This window comes from Rhodomicrobium sp. R_RK_3, from assembly GCF_002198715.1.
Lineage (GTDB): Bacteria > Pseudomonadota > Alphaproteobacteria > Rhizobiales > Rhodomicrobiaceae > R-RK-3.
On the sequence record NZ_MWLK01000033.1, the window covers coordinates 181002 to 199400 of the forward strand.

14 protein-coding genes are annotated in these 18399 nt (G+C 64.6%); 6 read left to right on the plus strand and 8 right to left on the minus strand.

Annotated elements, in window-relative coordinates; translation table 11 throughout:
- The first annotated feature begins 10 nt into the window (after window positions 1–10).
- Window positions 11–1159: an adenosyl-hopene transferase HpnH gene (gene hpnH / locus BLEFHOIH_RS20405; RefSeq protein WP_088347878.1), complete on the plus strand. Its 1149-nt coding sequence runs from the start codon at window positions 11–13 to the stop codon at window positions 1157–1159.
- Here the strand turns inward: hpnH and BLEFHOIH_RS20410 are convergent.
- The 7 genes from BLEFHOIH_RS20410 to BLEFHOIH_RS20440 are packed head-to-tail and all read right to left on the minus strand — an operon-like array spanning window position 1097 to window position 9333.
- Window positions 1097–1786, minus strand: a complete 690-nt coding sequence (locus tag BLEFHOIH_RS20410; RefSeq protein WP_088347879.1) for a phosphorylase — start codon at window positions 1784–1786, stop codon at window positions 1097–1099. The genes hpnH and BLEFHOIH_RS20410 overlap by 63 nt on opposite strands.
- The gene (shc, locus tag BLEFHOIH_RS20415; RefSeq protein ID WP_088347880.1) at window positions 1786–3774 is read right to left on the minus strand and encodes a squalene--hopene cyclase; all 1989 of its coding nucleotides are present in this window, start codon (window positions 3772–3774) and stop codon (window positions 1786–1788) included. Before shc ends, BLEFHOIH_RS20410 begins: the two co-directional genes overlap by 1 nt.
- Entirely contained in the window at window positions 3728–5041 is a 1314-nt protein-coding gene (gene hpnE, locus BLEFHOIH_RS20420; RefSeq protein ID WP_088347881.1) for a hydroxysqualene dehydroxylase HpnE, read from the minus strand. The genes shc and hpnE overlap by 47 nt, the downstream gene beginning before the upstream one ends.
- A complete protein-coding gene (gene hpnD / locus BLEFHOIH_RS20425; protein ID WP_088347882.1) occupies window positions 5041–5889 on the minus strand; it encodes a presqualene diphosphate synthase HpnD in 849 nt (282 codons plus the stop codon). Before hpnD ends, hpnE begins: the two co-directional genes overlap by 1 nt.
- Window positions 5886–6764 carry a squalene synthase HpnC gene (gene hpnC / locus BLEFHOIH_RS20430; protein ID WP_088347883.1) on the minus strand — a complete coding sequence of 293 codons (879 nt, stop codon included), beginning with the start codon at window positions 6762–6764 and terminating at the stop codon, window positions 5886–5888. Before hpnC ends, hpnD begins: the two co-directional genes overlap by 4 nt.
- On the minus strand, window positions 6761–7927 hold the full coding sequence (locus tag BLEFHOIH_RS20435) for a glycosyltransferase (RefSeq protein WP_088347884.1): 1167 nt from the start codon (window positions 7925–7927) through the stop codon (window positions 6761–6763). Before BLEFHOIH_RS20435 ends, hpnC begins: the two co-directional genes overlap by 4 nt.
- A 14-nt stretch (window positions 7928–7941) precedes the next feature.
- Entirely contained in the window at window positions 7942–9333 is a 1392-nt protein-coding gene (locus tag BLEFHOIH_RS20440) for an aspartate aminotransferase family protein (RefSeq protein ID WP_245297105.1), read from the minus strand.
- A gap of 109 nt (window positions 9334–9442) precedes the next feature.
- Between BLEFHOIH_RS20440 and BLEFHOIH_RS20445 the strand changes: the two genes are divergently transcribed.
- A complete protein-coding gene (locus BLEFHOIH_RS20445) occupies window positions 9443–10003 on the plus strand; it encodes a DUF2147 domain-containing protein (protein WP_245297106.1) in 561 nt (186 codons plus the stop codon).
- Window positions 10004–10222: 219 nt separating this feature from the next.
- On the opposite strand, the gene BLEFHOIH_RS20450 is transcribed toward BLEFHOIH_RS20445, so the two are convergent.
- Window positions 10223–12832, minus strand: a complete 2610-nt coding sequence (locus tag BLEFHOIH_RS20450) for an MMPL family transporter (RefSeq protein WP_088347886.1) — start codon at window positions 12830–12832, stop codon at window positions 10223–10225.
- 349 nt (window positions 12833–13181) lie between these two features.
- Between BLEFHOIH_RS20450 and BLEFHOIH_RS20455 the strand changes: the two genes are divergently transcribed.
- The 4 genes from BLEFHOIH_RS20455 (at window position 13182) to cydB (ending at window position 18391) form a co-directional block, all read left to right on the plus strand.
- The gene (locus tag BLEFHOIH_RS20455) at window positions 13182–14063 is read left to right on the plus strand and encodes a polyprenyl synthetase family protein (protein ID WP_245297121.1); all 882 of its coding nucleotides are present in this window, start codon (window positions 13182–13184) and stop codon (window positions 14061–14063) included.
- Between the two features lie 448 nt (window positions 14064–14511).
- Window positions 14512–15627, plus strand: a complete 1116-nt coding sequence (locus BLEFHOIH_RS20460) for a GNAT family N-acetyltransferase (protein ID WP_245297107.1) — start codon at window positions 14512–14514, stop codon at window positions 15625–15627.
- A gap of 353 nt (window positions 15628–15980) precedes the next feature.
- A complete protein-coding gene (locus tag BLEFHOIH_RS20465; protein ID WP_088347889.1) occupies window positions 15981–17357 on the plus strand; it encodes a cytochrome ubiquinol oxidase subunit I in 1377 nt (458 codons plus the stop codon).
- Between the two features lie 32 nt (window positions 17358–17389).
- Window positions 17390–18391 (plus strand): cytochrome d ubiquinol oxidase subunit II, encoded by a 1002-nt coding sequence (gene cydB / locus BLEFHOIH_RS20470; protein ID WP_088347890.1) that lies wholly within the window; start codon window positions 17390–17392, stop codon window positions 18389–18391.
- The last annotated feature ends 8 nt before the right edge of the window (window positions 18392–18399 follow it).

Consider the following 18399-nt stretch of genomic DNA (forward strand, 5'->3'; position numbering starts at 1 on the left):
GGAGCCTAGATTGGGAATCCCCCTTCTACAGAAGGCATTTGTCGGCGCTTACATCGTCAAGCAGCATTTGGCGCGCCGCAAACGCTATCCGTTGGTGCTCATGCTCGAGCCCCTGTTCCGTTGCAACCTCGCCTGTGCCGGCTGCGGCAAGATCGACTATCCGAACGAAATCCTCAACCAGCGCCTGCCGCTGGCCGACTGCCTGAAAGCCGCCGATGAATGCGGCGCACCTGTCGTCTCGATCGCGGGCGGCGAACCGCTCTTGCACAAGGAACTGCCCGAAGTCGTCAAGGGTCTGATCGCGCGGCGCAAATTCGTCTATCTCTGCACCAATGCGCTGCTGATGGAAAAGAAGCTCGACCAATATGAGCCGAGCCCCTTCTTCGTCTGGTCGGTGCATCTGGACGGCGACAAGGAGATGCACGACAAATCGGTGTGCCAGACCGGCGTCTATGACCGGGCGGTGTCGGCGATCAAGGCCGCCAAGGAACGCGGCTTCCGCGTCAACATCAACTGCACGCTGTTCAACAATATGGACCCCGAGCGGGTCGCGGCCTTCTTCGACACGGTGAAGGGCCTCGGCGTCGACGGCATCACGGTCTCGCCCGGTTACGCTTATGAGCGCGCGCCGGACCAGCAGCACTTCCTCAACCGCGAGAAGACCAAGCACCTCTTCCGCGATCTGTTCAGCCGGGGCAATGGCGGCAAGAACTGGTCGTTCAGCCAGTCGAGCCTGTTCCTCGATTTCCTGGCCGGCAACCAAACCTATCACTGCACGCCCTGGGGCAACCCGACGCGCACGGTGTTCGGCTGGCAGCGTCCCTGCTATTTGCTCGGCGAAGGCTATGCCAAGAGCTACAAGGAGCTGATGGAAGAGACCGACTGGGATAGCTACGGCACCGGCAATTACGAGAAATGCGCCGACTGCATGGTCCATAGCGGCTATGAGGCGACGGCGGTGAAGGACGTGATCGCCCATCCGCTGAAGGCTCTCGGCGTCGCTCTGCGCGGCATTCGCACCGAAGGTCCGATGGCACCGGAAATCCCGCTCGACAAGCAGCGCCCGGCGCAATTCGTCTTCTCACGCCATGTCGAGCTAAAGCTCCGGGAAGTCCGGGAAAGCAAAGCCCGTCCCAAGCAGCCGACGGCCGCGGAGTAGCGCGGACCGCGCGGCGCGCGCATCCATCGCCAGCCGCAGCAGCACCGGAAGCTGGCTTGGCCGCCGCGCCAGCGATCCGAGCAGGGCCGGCAGGTTGACGCCGCCATCGGGCCGCATCGAGACCAGCGCCGCGTGCGGAAGCGTGCGGTGGGCCGGGTCGATGACGACGCGGCAGACGGCGAAAGGCAGGCCGTGCGCGATGGCGACGCGGGCCGCGATATGGGATTCCATGTCGACCGCCGCCGCTGCTGTGCGGGCGTGCAGGGCGAGTTTTGCGGGTGCTCCCCCGACTGGCGTATCGACGCTGACCATGGCCGCGTGCGTTGCGTCGGACAGCCTATGCAGCAACTCAGCCGACCAGGCCGGGTCCGTCGGCCAGCGCTCCGTCTCGGTGATGACCGCCTCCGCCGTGACCCAATCGCCCGGCGCCAGATGCGGCGCCAGTCCCCCCGCCGTGCCAAAGCTGACGATACCGCTGGCGCCCGCCGCGACCGCGCGCTCCAGGTCGGCGATCATCTGGCGCTCGTCCCGTCCGTGGACAACCACGACGCCCTCCCCGGCCGCGATGCGGGCCTCGAAGGCGAGGCCGGTCACGACGATGACGGGCCGGCGCTCAGGCTTGGCCATCACATGCCGAACGCGACGGACGGGGCGTTGCCGGCCTTGATGTTGCGGTAGCGCGCCATTGCCCAAAGCGGGAAGAACTTTGGATAGCCGTGATAGCGCAGATAGAAGACGCGCGGGAAGCCGGTCGCGGTGAAGCGCTCCTCCGGCCAGAGGCCATCAGCGGCTTGCGTGCGTTGCAGATAGGCAATGCCGCGCTCGACTGAAGGATCGTCCGCCATGCCGGCCGCCATCAGGCCGAGCAGAGCCCATGCCGTCTGCGATGCAGTGCTGGGCGCCGGTTCATAGCCGCGATAGTCGAGCTTGTAGCTGGTGCCGTCCTCGCCCCAGCCGCCATCGGCATTCTGGATCGACACGAACCATTCCGCCGCCTTGCGCACCTCCGGCAAGGCGTGATCGACGCCGGCGGCATTCAGCGCGCACAGCACCGACCAGGTGCCGTAGATATAGTTCATGCCCCAGCGGCCGTACCAGCTACCGTCCGGCTCCTGCGTGCCGCGAAGATACTCGACGGCCCTTGCCGCCTCCGGGCTGTTCGCGGGCGTCTCGCCGAGCTGGGCGAGCATGGATAGGCAGCGTGCCGTCACATCGGCGGTCGGCGGATCGAGCAGGGCGCCGTGATCGGAGAAGGGGATGTTGTTGAGATATTCGTAGCTGTTGTCGGCGTCGAACGCGCCCCAGCCGCCATTGCCGCTCTGCAGGCCAACCACCCATTCGCGGCCCCGGTCGATCGGCTCGCGGAAACGCTGCGGATCGGCCTCCAGGCGGCCGGCCGCCCGGTCCATCGCCATGACGACGACGGCGGTGTCATCGAGATCAGGATAATGCGGATTGGCATATTGGAAGGCCCAGCCGCCCGGCCGGACATCCGGGCGCCGCTCCGTCCAATCGCCGGCGACGTCGAGCACCTGCAACGGCTTCAGCCAGTCGAGCCCGCGTGCCGCCTTCTTGACCGCCTCGTCGCCGCCGACTTCCAGCAGCGTCTGGCAGGCGAGCGCCGTATCCCAGACCGGCGAGACGCAGGGCTGGCAATAGGCCTCGTCCTCTTTCACCACCAGCAGCTTGTCGACGGAGTTGCGCGCGGCCACGACATCGGGGTGATCCTTGGGAAAGCCCAGCACGTCGAACATCAGCACGCTGTTGGCCATCGCCGGGAAAATCGCGCCGAGCCCGTCCTCGCCGTTGATGCGTTCCCGGACGAAGGCGACCGCCTTGTCGATGGCGCCCTTGCGCGGCGCCGCCGGCATCCATGGCTCGGCGACCCGCAGCCCCATGTCGATGCCCCGGAACAGCAGGAACCAGAACCATTTCTGATGCGGGGCCTTCGAGGGCGCGCCGACGCTCTGCGGCGGCTGCAGGAAGAGTTCGTCGATGGTGACGCCCTTCGGATTGCGCGCCTTCGGCTTCAGCGCCTGCAGCACCAGCAGCGGCACGATCACGGTGCGCGCCCAATAGGAGATCTTCGACAGATGGAACGGGAACCAGCGGGGCAGGTGCATGATCTCGACCGGCATCACCGGCACCGCCCGCCACGGCACGACGCCGTAGAGCGCCAGCAGCACGCGGGTGAACACATTGCTGTCCGCCGCACCGCCACGGGCGAGGATGGCCTCGCGGGCGCGCCGCATATGCTCCGCATCCGGCGCATCGCCGATCATCTTCAGCGCGAAATAGGCTTTCACGCTGGCGCTCATGTTGAAATCGCCGTCCTGGAACAGCGGCCAGCCGCCATGCGCGCCCTGGATGCGGCGCAGATAGACGGCGATCTTGGCCTCGAGCGGCGCATCGACCGGCTCGCCGAGATAATGCCGCATCAAGACATATTCAGCCGGAATGGTGGCGTCCGCCTCGAGCTCGAAGACCCAGTGCCCGTCCTGCTGCTGCCATTTGAGCAGCGCCTTGGTCGCGGCATCGATGTGGTCGTCGAGCCTATCGGCCGTCCGCTTATGCGGCCGTGCCGATGACAGGTCGATGCTCGGTCGTGCGGTCATAGTCCCTCGACAGTCCGTATTGTTTTTTTCTAACCGAATCTGCTGCCTTGTTGCCCGATCTGATCGCGCCTTCGATGGTTGCGGGCAGGCCGGTCGCCGTCCAGTCGCCTGCAAGCACGAGATTGTCCCAAGCCGTATCGGTCGCCGGCCGCTTGGCATCCTCGCCCGGCAGCGCCGCGAAGGTCGCTCTGCGTTCCCTAATGATCTGCCACGGTGGCAAATCCTCGGCAAGTCCTGTGATTACAGACACTTCTTTCCACAAGTTGCGAGCGAGGGTTTCGCGCGGCGTATCAAGCAGCCGGTCCGCACCGCTAATTGTGATGGATAATCGATCACGGAAGGCAAAGATCCATTCCACCGTCCCGTTGACGATCCCCGTCATCGGCGCGAGGCCCGGGGGCGGCGCGATACGGAAGTGACCGTTAACGATAGAGCGGAATTGCGAGGGAGCCTGCAAGCCGGGCACCAGCGTCAGCGCCACCAGAGCCGGGACCGCGAGAACGACGCCGTCGCCCGGCGCGAGCGGCACGCTGTCCTCGCCGAAATCGAGTTTTGCGACGCGGCGCTCATCGAGGCCGAGGGCGCGCAGGCGGTGGCCATATTGCACTCGAACGCCCTGGGCTTCCAGATAGCGAAGCGCGGGCTCGACAAAGGCGCTCGACAGGCCGTCCGAGGCGATCAACGGTCGGCAAGCCCTGCCGCCCTTCGCCAGCGTCTCGCGCATGGTCGCGGCGGCGAGGCTGGCCGAGGATTCGGCGGGATCGGTGTTGAGCGCGGCGAGCAGCAGAGGGTGCCAGAGCCGGTCATAGAGCCGGCCACTGCAACGCATCACATCGGCGATGGTCTTATCGCGGCCGGCCCACATCAGCGGCGCCGCGCCGAAATAATCGCGGGCCCGCGTTCCTGGCACCCGGCGGCCTGTGTCGAAAACCCACCAGGGCAGGCGGCCGTCATTGGGGCGCAGCGTCCAGCGCTCGCCCGTCGCGAGGTCGACGAAGGGGAAGATGGCGCCTTCAGGGGTGGTCAGCCGGTCGCGTCCGCCGATCAGATCCAGATAGGCGAGCGCGGTGTGGTTGCCCGACAGGATGACGTGGTTGCCATTGTCGATGGTGATGCCGAGCGTCGCGTCATGATAGGAGCGGCAGCGCCCGCCGGCCTGGCTGGTCGCCTCGTGCAGGGCGATATCGGCCCCGGCATCCTTCAGCCGGACGGCGGCGGCAAGCCCGGCCAATCCGGCGCCGATGATGTGAATGACGGGCTTCGACATCAGACGAGGGCGTGCCTCAGCACGAGCCACAACAGATAGGGCCGGCTGATGCGCACGCGCTCCCGGGGCAAAGACCAGCCGCGCGCGATCAGCTTTTGCAGCACCACCTTATAGGCTTCGGACATCAGGCGCGGCGTGCGCACAATGCGGCGCGGATAGCGGTTCATGACGGCATCGGCGGCGGCGAAATGGCGCTCGATGATCGCGAGGGCAGGCTTGCAGGCTTCGCCGAGCGCAGGGCTTTCGATGACGGTCGCCGGGTCGCTGCTGTCGATGCCGGCGGCGTCGAGCCATTCTCGGGCGAGATAGAGGCGTCCCATGCTCGCATCCTCATCGACGTCGCGCAGGATGTTGGTCAGTTGCAGCGCGCGCCCGAGATGATGGGCAAGCGTCAGACCATCGGCGCGTTCGAGGCCGAACACCTTGACGGAGAGCCGCCCGACGGCGCTGGCGACGCGGTCGCAATAGAGGTCCAGCGTCTCGAAGCTGGGCGCGCGGATATCGGCGAGGATGTCCATCTCCATGCCGTCGATGACAGCCAGGAAATCCTTCCGCTCCAGCCGGAAATCGCGCATCGGCACGACGAGCCCGGCAACGCGGGGCGCGGCGACGCCTGCATAGAGCGCGTTGATATCGTTGCGCCAGAGCGCGATCTGCTCCAGCCGCCCGTCGCGCGGGCCTTCGTCGTCGGCGACGTCGTCCACCGCGCGGCAGAAGGAGTAGATCTCGAACATCGCCTCGCGCTGGCCGGGCGGCATGATCCGCATGGCGGCGTAGAACGAACTACCCGAGGCGCGCTTGGCGGCGGGCTCGATCATCGGTTCATCGTAGCTTTGCTGGATCGTCATGCGTCTTGGGCCTTTCGATAGGCAAAGCGGGCCTTTACGAAGCGCCGGATCAGTCCCTCGCTGATCGCGAGGGCACCTATTCCGCCGACACCCGCCTTTGAAAGATGCACCTTTTCACTTAACGGATCGCGCTGTGTGAGCATCCGCCTCAGCGTTATGGCCAGTTTCTGGATCACTGCGATTTCAAGTCCGAGACGCAAATCCGCGACCTCGGCATATAAGGGACGTGCATCATCGAGGAGCGCCGAGGTCCGGTCCGCCAGATCGCCCACGCATGCGAGCAGGCCCGGCGTCGCTTTGGCTGCTCCGAGATCGGTGACCTCGGCGCCGTGGCGGGCGAAGGCGTCGAGCGGGATATAGACGCGGTCGAGGCGCCGGTAATCCTGCCCGCAATCCTGCAGGTGGTTGATGATCTGAAGCGCCGCGCAAAGCGGGTCGGACGCCGCCCAGGTGTCGCGGCTTTCGCCATGCACGTCCAGCACGAAGCGGCCGACCGGCATGGCCGAGACGGTGCAATAGCCGATGAGATCGTCCCAATCGCGGTAGCGGCGCTTGGTGACATCCATGCGGAAGGCGGTCAGCAGATCGAGCGGGTGGCGCGTTGACAGCCCGCGCTCGGCGATGGCGGCGCGCAGCGGCAAGGCTTCGGCGGCGATCTCGCTCTTGCCGGTCAGCGTGTGCTCGAGGCTGTCCAGCAGGGCGAATTTCTCGCTTTCGGACAAGGACGGGTTGTCCGCGACATCGTCCGCCGCCCGCGCGAAGCGGTAGAAGGCGAGGATCGTCGCCCGATGGCGCTCGTTGATGAGGCGCGAGGCAACCGGGAAATTTTCCTCGCGGTGCGTCTTGCTCGGGCCTTGGCCGGCAGTGTTCGTCATTGCCCCTCGATCCTTCTGGCCTGGACGCGACCCTTCCACAGCCCCCCGCGTCCGCGCATATATTGATAGGCGGAATCCAAGGTGAACATCAGGTAAAGCGCCGCAATGGCCGGCAGCGCCAGTCCCCAGAGGGGCGACAGGCGGTAAAAACGCAGAATCGGCTGAAAGGCGAAGGCCATCAGCACCCACGCCAACGCGCCGAATGATTGGGCGAGGCCGGTTCCGAACACAGCATATAGTGGGGGCAACAAGAAAATCAGCGTCATCGCCAGGGCGACACCCGCCAGCACCAGCGGCGAATAGCCGAGCTGGTCATAGGCCGAGCGGGCGACCATGCGCCTGATGTCGCCGACGTCAGGATAGGGCCGCAGGCTGTGCGCGCGCTCCGTCAGACCGAGCCAGACCGGGCCGACGGATTTCAGCCGCTCGCCGAGGGCGCAATCGTCGATCAGGGCATTGCGGATCGCCTCGATGCCGCCCGCCTGCGTCAGCGCATCGCGCCGGACGAGCATGCAGCCACCGGCGGCGGCGGCGGTCTCGTTGTCCGGGCGGTTGACCCAGGCGAAGGGGTAGAGCATCTGGAAGAAGAAGACAAAGGCCGGGATGAGGCCGCGCTCGGCTAGGCTTTCGCAGCGCAGCTTCACCATCCAGGATGTCAGCACCGTGTCGCGGGCCTCCGCGTGGGAGACGAGGTGGCGCAGCGCGTCCGGGGCAAAGGCGATATCGGCGTCGGTGAAGAGCAGATAGTCGGGGCGCTTTGGCTGGCTGCCGGCGTGGTCCACACCCTGTTTCATAGCCCAGAGCTTGCCGGCCCAGCCTTGCGGCAATGGCTCGCCTTCCACCACTACCAGCCGTTCCGGCCGCAGCAGGCGTGCCGCAGCGGCACGGGCATTTGCCGCCGTGGCGTCGGTGCTTTGGTCATCGACCAGGATCACTTCGAAGGATCCCGGGTAGTCTTGCTGCAGAAGCGAGCCAAGGCTCTCGGCAATCACGTCGGCCTCGTTGCGCGCTGGAACTACGGCCACAACACGCGGCCAAACCTGCGGTTCCGGAGACGCCTCCCGCTCCTCGCGCATGTCGGCGCGCCAAAAGCCGCCGCGCGCAAAGATCAAATAGAGCCACGCCGCGAGCGCGGCCGACGCGAATGCAACGCTGACTGTCATTGGTACTGGTCCATCTAGCCGCTCGCGCGCGCCTTCATGGCGTGGTCGGCCAGCGTCTTGCCGAGCGACCAGATCGCGCCGGGGACGCGATGCGCGTCGGCGATGGCGGTCTCGAAGGCGCGCTCGATCCAGGCGCAATCGGCGTCGTTGATGATGAGCGGCGGCAAAAGCTTGATGGTGTGGATGCGGTGCCCCGCAACCTGGGAGAGGATCTTGTGCTCCTTGAACAGGGGGATGGTGATGAGCTGGCAGAACAGACCGCTATTGACGGTCTCCAGCGCGTTCCAAGACATTTTCAGCTTGAACGAGCGCGGCGCGCCGAACTCGACGCCGATCATCAGGCCCTTGCCGCGCACCGTCTTCACCAGCTCGTAGCGATCGGCCATGGCCTGGAACGACGCCAGCAACCGGTCGCCCATGCGGGCGGCGTTCTCGATCAGCCCTTCGGACTCGATGACGTCGAGCGTCGCGAGGCCGGCCGCCATCGCCATGTCGTTCTTGGAGAAGGTCGAGCCGTGCACCACGGCGCGGTCCATGCGGCTGAAGACCTTGTCGAACACCCATTTGCGCGTCAGCACCGTGCCGACCGGGATGTGCCCGCCCGACAGCGATTTGGCCAGCAGCACCATGTCAGGCTCGACGCCCCAATGCTCGACGGCGAGGAAACGGCCGGTGCGCCCGATGCCGGTTTGGATCTCATCGGCGACGAAGAGCGTTCCATATTTACGACAGAGATCCTGGACGCCTTGGAGATAGCCCTCATCCGGCAGGTTCACACCCTTGCCTTGGATCGGCTCGACGACGAAGGCGGCGACCTGGCGGGACTGGAGAGCCTCCTCCAGCGCCGGCAGATCGTTGAACGGGACCTCGACGCAATCGGGCAGCAGCGGGCCGAAGCCGTTGCGGAAAATATCGTCGCCGTTCAGCGACAGAGCGCCATAGGAGAGACCATGGAAGGCATGACCGCAATAGACGATGCCCGGCCGTTTCGTCGCCGCGCGGGCGAATTTCAGCGCCGCCTCAACCGCCTCGGTGCCGGAATTGGCGAAGAACGCCTTTTCGAGATAAGGCACGCGGCGCAGCAGCCGGTCGGCGAGGATGCCAGCGAGGGCGGACACGTCCATCTGCACCAGATTGGGCAGGTCGCTGTCGAGCACGGTCTTCAACGCGTCGCGGACGGTCGGATGGTTCCGGCCAATGGCGAAGACGCCGAAGCCGCTCAGCAGGTCGAGATATTGCTCGCCATTCCGGTCGTACAGATATTGCCCGCTGCCGCGGCAGAAACCGACATCATAGCCGATGGTCTTCAGCACCCGGACCATCTGTTCGTCGAGATGGCGGGTGTGCAGCGAATAGCGCTCGGCCTCCCGCTCCCTAAACAACTCCGCGATATTATTCTGGCTCACGCGCTTCTCCTGGCAGCAGCGAAAAGGGAATTAACCACTGAGCATGAATGGATGTTTCCTCGCCTAGTCTCGCGCCCATATGTCCATTTGCCGCGTCTGGACGCCGCCGATGGTCCCCAAACTGGTCGTGTTCTGCGGGCAGTCTAACCATATCCCGATGACAGAACATGAACGTGCAACACAGATATGGGAGAAGGCGATGAAAAATCCTATCCCCGCTTTTATCCTTTTAGTCTGTCTGGCGAGCCCGGCCCTTGCTGCTGCGGACCCGACCGGCGAATGGCTCGTAAAGGACGGCACGGCCCGAATTCGGATCAATCCTTGTGCGGATGCGCTCTGGGGCGTCATCGCCTGGGCGCAGACTCCGGGCACGGATCAAAATAACCCGAACCCGGCTCTGCGCAACCGTCCGATTATTGGGATGCCGATCCTCCTGAGAATGAAGAAGGTCGAGCCGAACCGCTGGGAAGGCGAAGTCTATAATGCCCAGAACGGCAAGACCTATACGTCAAATATCAGCCTTGTCAAAACCGATGTGCTCAGGATCGAGGGCTGTATTCTCGGCGGACTGTTCTGTGACGGCGAAAACTGGACGCGCGTGACCTCGATGAAGGACGCGCCCAAGCCTGCGCCGCCAAAACCCGGTACCAATAACGGCGTCTGCCCCTAGATCACGATGATTTTGAATTGGATCAATCCAAATCATGAACGGTGATCTCGTTCTAATTTAGAGCGGGATGACGAGCGGTGCCACTTTGCCTCATCCCGCTCCAGAGCACTTACCGTCTGCCTGGTCCCCGCGAAAGCGGGGATCGCATCGACAAGCTCGAATTCATCTCCTTGCTGCGACTTGATCCCCGCTCCTCGCGGGGATTTCGCATGAATGCCCCTAAAGGGCTTGATCGCTGCCTTTTTTGTGCTCGCGGGGCGGGCCCATCAGAACCGGCTGGAACAGCACCGCCGCCGCCATGGTGCAGACCAGCGACAAGGCCAGCAGCTTCCCCATGCTCGACGTGCCCGGATGGTTCGAAAGCCAGAGGCTGCCGAAGGCGGTCGCCGTCGTCATCGCGCTGGAAATCACCGCGCGGGTCAGCGTCGATTGCAGCAGGTTGGTTTTGCCGCTGCGCCAGGCGGTGATGTAGTAGATCTTGAAGGCCACGCCGATGCCCAGCAGCAAGGGCAGCGCGATGATATTGGCGAAGTTGAGCGGCATGCCGAAAATCACGCAGAGCTCCAGCGTGACCGCCCCGGCCAGGATCAGCGGCACGAGCGTCAGCATCACGTCGGTGAAGCGCCGCAGGGCGATCCACAGCAGGACCGTGATGGAGAGCAGGGCCCAGGCACCGGCTTCGATGAACGCCTTCACGATGGTGCGTCCCGCCTCCAGGATGGTGACGGGCATCCCCGTGGCGTCGGGCTCGACCGCGAGCACGGCTTCGGCGAAACGGCGCAGGACTTCGTTGTCGGCCGGATCGCCCTTCGGCGCCGCATCGACGCGCGCGCGCCCGTCCGGTGTCGTCCAGTCCATGGTAAGGGCGGCAGGCAGCGTCTCCAGCGTGACTCGCTGCGCCTTCAAACTGTTCCGCAAGCCGCCAAGCGCGATATGGAGCGGCGGAATGAGCGCCGCCTCGGCCCGGCGGCGGGCGGCCTGGTCGGCGCTCGCAAGGAGGGCCAGCGAGACGGAAAGCCTTTTCGCGGCGGACACGCCCGGCCCAGTGCCGTCGCCCGCGACCTGCTTCAGACGGTCGGACATGGCCCTGGCGGCGGCCACCGTCTCGGCATCGGACGGCGCCGGCTTGGTCTGCGGCGGATTGAGCACCGGATCGAGCGCCCCGGCGGCGCGCTGGATTAAACCGAGCTTTTCGTCCTGTCCCTCGGGAATGAAGCTCGACAAGGTCATCGTGCGCTCCACCTCCGGCAGCTTGGCGAGGCGCGCGGCAGCGGCGTCCGCCTGCGGCAGCGACGGCGCGAGCAGCTCGATCGAACTGCCGCTGGTCGTCGGATCGTTGCGCAGCTCCAGATAGGTCGAGATGGATTCGGTCTTCGGGTCGCGCAGGTTGAGCGGATTGGAATCGAAGCGGAGGAAATACAGCAGCGGCAATCCCAGGATGACGACCGCCAAGGTGCCGACAATCACCGGCAGGCGATGCGTCTCCAGGAAATGGTCGACCGGCGCCAGCCAGCGATAGCCGACCGCATCGGGTTCGGGCGGCGGCTTCAGGATGTCGAGCAGCACGGGCAGCAGCGTGATGCTGGTGAAGAAAGCGATGATCATGCCCGATCCGGCGATCAGCCCGAGCTCGGACAGTCCGCGATAATCGGTCGGCAGGAAGGACCAGAAGCCGGCGGTGGTCGCGGCGGCGGCAAGCGCCAAGGGGCCGCCCGCCTTTTGCGCGGCGCTGAGCAAGGCGACCTGCACGTCGTCATGATCGTGCCGCTCGGCCCGGTAGCGCACGCTGTATTGCAGGCCGAAATCGACGCCGATGCCGATGAACAGCACGGCGAAGGCGACCGAGATCAGATTCAGGGCGCCGACCATCATCAATCCGAGCGCCGCCGTGACGGCCAGTCCGACAATGAGACTGATGAAGACCGCCACGATGATCTTGGCCGAGCGCAGGGCGAGCCAGAGGATCAGCAGCACCGCCAGGATGGTCAGCGTGGTATTCAGGAACGCGCCTTCCTTCAGGGAGGCGAATTCCTCATCGGCGATCGCGACTTGCCCGGTCAGGCGCACGCGCGCGCCGAAATCCTGGGACAGTTTCAGGTCGGACGCCGCCTTGCGGATGGCGGCCGAAGCGGCGGCGCCGGGCTCCAGCGCGTTGAAATCCAGGACCGGCTGCACTTCGATGAAGCGGCGCAGCTCGGTTGTGGTCGCCGGCTTGCCGCTCATCAAAACGCGCCAGGAGAAGCTGGCGGGGCGGCCCGCGACGCTGGCGTCCAGCGTGTCGGCGAGCATCGTCATCGGGCGGGCGAGATCGTCGAGCTTGAACTGGCCGGCCTGCACCCCGCCGATGCCGATGGCGAGACCGTCCAGGACGCCGCGCAGGCTGGGATCGCCGGCAAGCGTGCCGAGCAAGGGCCTTGCGCCCATCAGGAGGTTCGTGGTCCGGCCGACCTCTTCGACGCTCTGGAACAACAAGCCGTTTTCTTGGAAGAACGGGCCGCCGCCCGGCTCGCGGACCGACTTGAACAGCGCGGGCTGCTCCGACAGGCGCCTCGCCAGATTGCTGGTCGCCTGCTCCGCGAGTTCCGGCGTGGGCGCATCGATCACGACCAGGATCGTTGCATCCCGGTGCGGAAATGCCGCGGCGAAGGCCAGCTCACGCTGGCGCCAGGGAAGCTCGGGGGAGATCAGCTTGCTGACATCGGTGTCGATCGCAAAGTGGCGGGCGGTGTAGCCGGCTGACAGGATTGTCAGCAACACGGCGGCACCGATGACGTACCACGTGTATCTTGTGCAGAAATCGACTATTCGTAAAATTGCTGCCGTTAGCATGTTTGACTCTTGGTGCAGTCTAGATCGTGTTTCACCATTCGTTGTCCATTTTGCGGAGGATGCCGATCCGGCAGAAAATCGGCTGGACGAGGATCCCGGCCATGTTATGGCGCAAGATCGGGGAACGACCAGTTAAGATGGGTGATTGAGATATAGGACAAACAATCCGCGTTAAATATGTGGGATATCAGCCAAATCGACGTGGGCTGACATTTGGCCACAGACTGACCTGCCGCAATGTTCTTATTGTCTAAAGCCGCCCCTTCTCCACAACGAAAGCCACTCCCTAATGATAAGTCCGAAGACCGACACAGTGTTCCTTGCGCGTCTGGACGCGGTGGCGTCGGATATCAACCTCCTGCTCGATACCCTTCTGTCGCCGCTGCCGGCTGACGGTGAACGAAGCCGTCCCGCGCGGCTGCTCGAGGTCATGCGCTATGCAAGCTTGGATGGCGGAAAACGCTTGCGCCCGTTTTTGGTAGTCGAAACAGCCGCGCTGTTCAACATTCCTCGCGAACGTGCCTTAACGGTCGGGGCGGCGCTGGAATGCGTGCATTGCTATTCGCTGGTGCATGACGACCTGCCCGCGATGGACAATGATCCGCTGCGGCGGGGCCGTCCCACCGCCCATATCGCCTTCGACGAAGCGACCGCGATCCTGGCGGGCGACGGCCTGCTGACCTTTGCCTTCGATATCCTCGCGCGCCCCGACGCCCATCCCGATGCGGGCGTCCGGATCGAGCTGGTGCGGGCGCTGTCGCGCGCGGCCGGGCTCGGCGGCATGGCGGGCGGGCAGATGCTTGACCTCGCCGCGGAAGGGCGTTTCGGCGATGGCAAGCCGCTGCCGCTCACGGCCGAGGAAATCGCCACGCTTCAGGCCATGAAGACCGGGGCGCTGCTGCATTTCGCCTGTATCGCCGGCCCGATGCTGGCGCAGGCTCCGGCGGCACAGCGCGAAGCCCTGCATCGCTTCGGCACCGTGCTCGGCCAGGCTTTCCAGATTGCCGACGACCTGCTCGACGTCGAGGGCGACGCGGCGACGGTTGGCAAAGCGACGGGCAAGGATGCCGCGCTCGGCAAGGCGACGCTCGTCAGCGTGCTGGGCGTCCCTGCGGCGAAAGAGCGCCTCGCGATGCTGCTTGCGGAAGCCGAAGCCGCCCTGGCGCCGTTCGGCGACAATGCCAAATGGCTCAAGTCCGCCGCCCGCTTCATCGCCGAGCGGGACAGCTAGAGGCCTTCGATTCGTTCGTCAGATAAGGGAATTTTCTGGCTTCCAGCGGCTTAGGCAGCGGCGTGGTGTGGCGCTGGCATGGCTGGATGTCATGCCGGAAGGGTATGCGCATGACCGCTGCCCCCTCCCACGAGGCCAATCAGAGATTGCAGACACTGCACTGATTCGCCGAAAATTGAATGATTGCGATCACGTCTTTGTTTTCACGGGAACAATCCTAGGCGCCGGGGGCTAAGCAAGGGCTTTTGCTGGCACTCCTACTTTTGCTCGTCTGCCTTCAAAAGAGTGAAGCCGTTATACTTCCGGCCTTGTGGGAAGTGGGTGAAACGGATTGAAGGCGTCTCCCATGAGCGATGTTGTTTTCAGTACGCTACAAGATCATGCAATACTCCCCCGGGACGATTTGGCGTCCCAAAACTTCCATCTCGAAGTCCTGACACGAGAAGAATTGGTCCAACACCCGCATTGGGCGCGGGCCTTTGCCAATGAACGCAAGGACCACCGCTATTTCGAGCTGGTCGAGGACACGCTCCACCCCGAATTCGACTACCGCTATTTCGCCGTCCAGGACGAGCGCGGCACGGTGCGCGCGGTGCAGCCCTTCTTCATTCATGACCAGGACATGCTCGCCGGCACCGGACCGTGGGTGCGCAAACTCGCCGATCTCACCCGCCGGATCTGGCCGCGATTCCTGCTGATGCGCACGCTGATGGTCGGCTGCGCAGCGGGCGAGGGTCATCTCGACAGCAGCGAATTGCCCAGCGACAGGGTCGCCCAACTCCTCGCCGAGGGCATGGCGGCGCATGCCAAGCGCCTCGGGGCCAAGCTGATCGTCATGAAAGAATTCCCAGCGGCCGATCGCGGCGCCCTGCAATGCATGCTGGAGCACGGCTATACCCGCGTGCCCAGCCTGCCGATGACGCGCGTCGGCATCGAATATTCCAGCTTCGAGGAATATATGACGAAGGTGCTGAGCGGGAACATGCGCTCGAACCTGCGGAAGAAGTTCAAGGCCTCCAAGCGGCTGGCCTCGCTCGAGATGAGCGCCCTGCGCGACGTGTCCCCCATCATCGACCAGGTCTATCCGCTCTATCTCGCCGTCTATGAGCGCTCGGCGCTGCGTTTCGAAAAGCTGACCAAGGATTATCTCTGCGGCATCGGCCGCCGGATGCCCGACCGGGTGCGCTTCTTCGTCTGGCGGCGCGGCGAGCAGATCGTTGCCTTCGCCATGTGCATGGTCGACGGCGATTCGGTGGTCTCGGAATATATCGGCTTCGACTATGAATACGCCTTCGATCTGAACCTGTATTTCATCGTCGTGCGCGACGTGATGGCCTGGTCGATCGCCAACCGCTACCAGAATTACCGCAACACCGCCGTCAATTACGAGCCCAAGCTGCATATGCGCTATCTGCTCGATCCGCTCGACCTCTATGTCAGGCACACGAGCCCGGCGGCGAATTTCGTCCTGAAATACGCGCTCCCCCTGATGGAGCCGACCCGCTACGACAAGGTTCTGAAGCGCTTCCCCAACTATTCCGAGCTTTGGCCGCCGAAAAGTTAGAGCGGCGCCGGCAAAGCCCCCCCTTGTCCCGAAGACCGCAAAGCGGTGAGCCGGGACCCAATGGCCGATTGGCAATTGCCGCGGTGAGAGCCGATGCGAGTAGGTCCCGGCTCCACCGCCGGGGCAACGGAGAGATTTTCAGTTCACAGATTTCACACTGTCGGCGGCCTTCCCTCGCCCTTCCCCTTTGCGTCAAAATCGGACCATGCGCCGCAAGAACGGCGAAGCGGTCCGGAGAATTGATCGTCACAGTGAAAGCGCCGGGTAAGGCAATCCGGGCTATGTGTTCCAGAGGCCGCCCTTGATCCGCCCGGATACGGATCGTGCGTTCGTTATTTGTCGAGGAGCTTGTGGTGGAACTCGACCCTGTCATGCTCGCGCGCATCCAGTTCGCGTTCACCATCATCTTTCACATTATCTTTCCCACCTTCACCATCGGCCTGTCCGCCTATATCGCCACCTTATGCGTGATGTGGATGCGCACCGGCCTTGAGCGCTACCGCAGCCTCGCCCGCTTCTGGACCAAGATCTTCGCCGTCTCCTTCGCCATGGGCGTGGTGTCGGGGATCGTGCTTTCCTACCAGTTCGGTACCAATTGGAGCCGCTTCTCGGTGGTCACCGGCAATGTCATCGGCCCGATGATCGGCTATGAGGTGATGGTCGCCTTCTTCCTCGAGGCGACCTTCCTCGGCGTGCTGCTGTTCGGCTGGGACCGGGTGCCGCCCTGGCTGCACACCATGGCCGCGATCATCGTCGCGACGGGCACGCTGCTCTCCTCTTTCACGATCCTGTCGGCGAATAGCTGGATGCAGACCCCGGCCGGCTTCGAGATGCGCGACGGCATCGCCTTTCCGGTCGACTGGCTCGCCATCATTTTCAATCCGAGCTTCCCCTACCGCCTCGCCCATATGGTGACCGCCGCCTATCTGACGACCTCCTTCGTCGTGCTCGCCGTCGGCGCGCGCTATCTGCTCTCCGGCCAGCAGCTCGATCACGGCCGCACCATGCTGCGCATGGGCGTCGGCTTCGCCGCCATCGTCGCACCGCTCCAACTCTTCATCGGCGACCAGCACGGCCTGAACACGCTCAAGCACCAGCCGCTGAAGATCGCCGCCATCGAGGCGCATTGGGACGGCAGCAAGCCCGGCGACCTCGTGCTGTTCGCCTGGCCCGACGAGAAAACCGAAAGCAACCGCTTCGCCATCACCATCCCCAACGGCGCCGCGCTGCTGCTGACCCATAGTTGGGACGGCCTGTTCCCCGGCCTGAAAAGCGTACCGCCGGAGGACCGCCCGCCGGTGCTGCCGCCCTTCTTCGCCTTCCGCATCATGGTCGGCATCGGGCTTTTGATGATCGCGGCGGCGTGGTGCGGCCTGATCTTGTGGCGGCGCGGCGACCTGTTCAACACCCGCTGGTATCTCTGGCCGCTGAAACATGCCTGGTGGACCGGCTTCGTCGCGGTGATCTGCGGCTGGGTCGTCACCGAGACCGGCCGTCAGCCCTGGGTCGCCTACGGCATCCTGCGCACCGGCGACGCCGCCTCGCCGGTCGCGGTCAATGCCGTCGCCACCTCGCTGGTGCTGTTCGTCATCGTGTACAGCATCGTCTTCGCCATGGGCATCTACTACATCAACCGGCTGATCACGCGCGGTCCGGACGATCCCCTGGTCGAGCAGGCCGGACGGGCGGCGCCGGTGCCCTCGATGTCGGCGCGCGGGGGTGCCGGATGATATCTCAGTCCCCAAGCCAATGAGGCCGTGCGATGGAAGCCTATCTGCCGATCATCTGGGCCGGGATCATCGGCTTTGCCGTGGCGATGTATGTCATTCTCGACGGCTTCGATCTCGGCATCGGCATCCTGTTCCCCTTCGCCGCGACCGAGCAGGAGCGCGACCTGATGATGAACTCGGTCGCCCCCTTCTGGGATGGCAACGAGACCTGGCTGGTCTTCGGCGGCGCCGGGATGCTGGTCGCCTTCCCCCGCGCCTACTCGATCATCCTGCCGGCGATGTATCTGCCGGTCATCATCATGCTGCTGTCGCTGGTGTTCCGGGGCGTCGCCTTCGAATTCCGCTGGCTCGGCGTCACCGCGAAACGCTGGAGCGTGCCCTTCGCCGCCGGCTCGATCCTGGCGGCCTTCTGCCAGGGGCTGATCCTCGGCGGCCTGATCCAGGGCGTCAAGGTCGAGAACGGCGCCTTCGCCGGCGGCACATTCGACTGGCTGACGCCCTTCTCCTTGCTCTGCGGCTGTAGCCTCGTTTGCGGCTACGCCCTACTCGGCGCGACGTGGCTGATCATGAAGACCGATGGCGCCATCGAGGATCGCGCCCGCGACCATGCCAAGACCCTGCTCGCCGTGATGCTGATTTTCATGGCCATCGTCAGCGTCTGGACGCCTCTCGCCATCGACCGCATCGCCGAGCGCTGGTTCACCTTGCCCAACTTCCTCTTCGTCTGGTGGATCCCCGCTGCGACCGCGCTCGTCGCCTTCGCCACCTGGCGCTGGCTGGAGACGGGCCGCGAGGCCCTGCCCTTCATCGGCACGATCATGCTGTTCCTGCTCGGTTTTCTCGGACTGGTGGTGTCGAGCTTCCCTTATCTCGTGCCGCCCTCGCTGACGATCTGGGACACCGCCGCCGCCCCCGCCACCCAGATTTTCATGCTGATGGGCGCGCTGATCATGTTCCCGATCATCATCGGCTACACCATCTTCGTGTACTGGACCTTCGGCGGGAAGGTAGGAGAAGGCGAGGGCTATCATTGATATCCGTC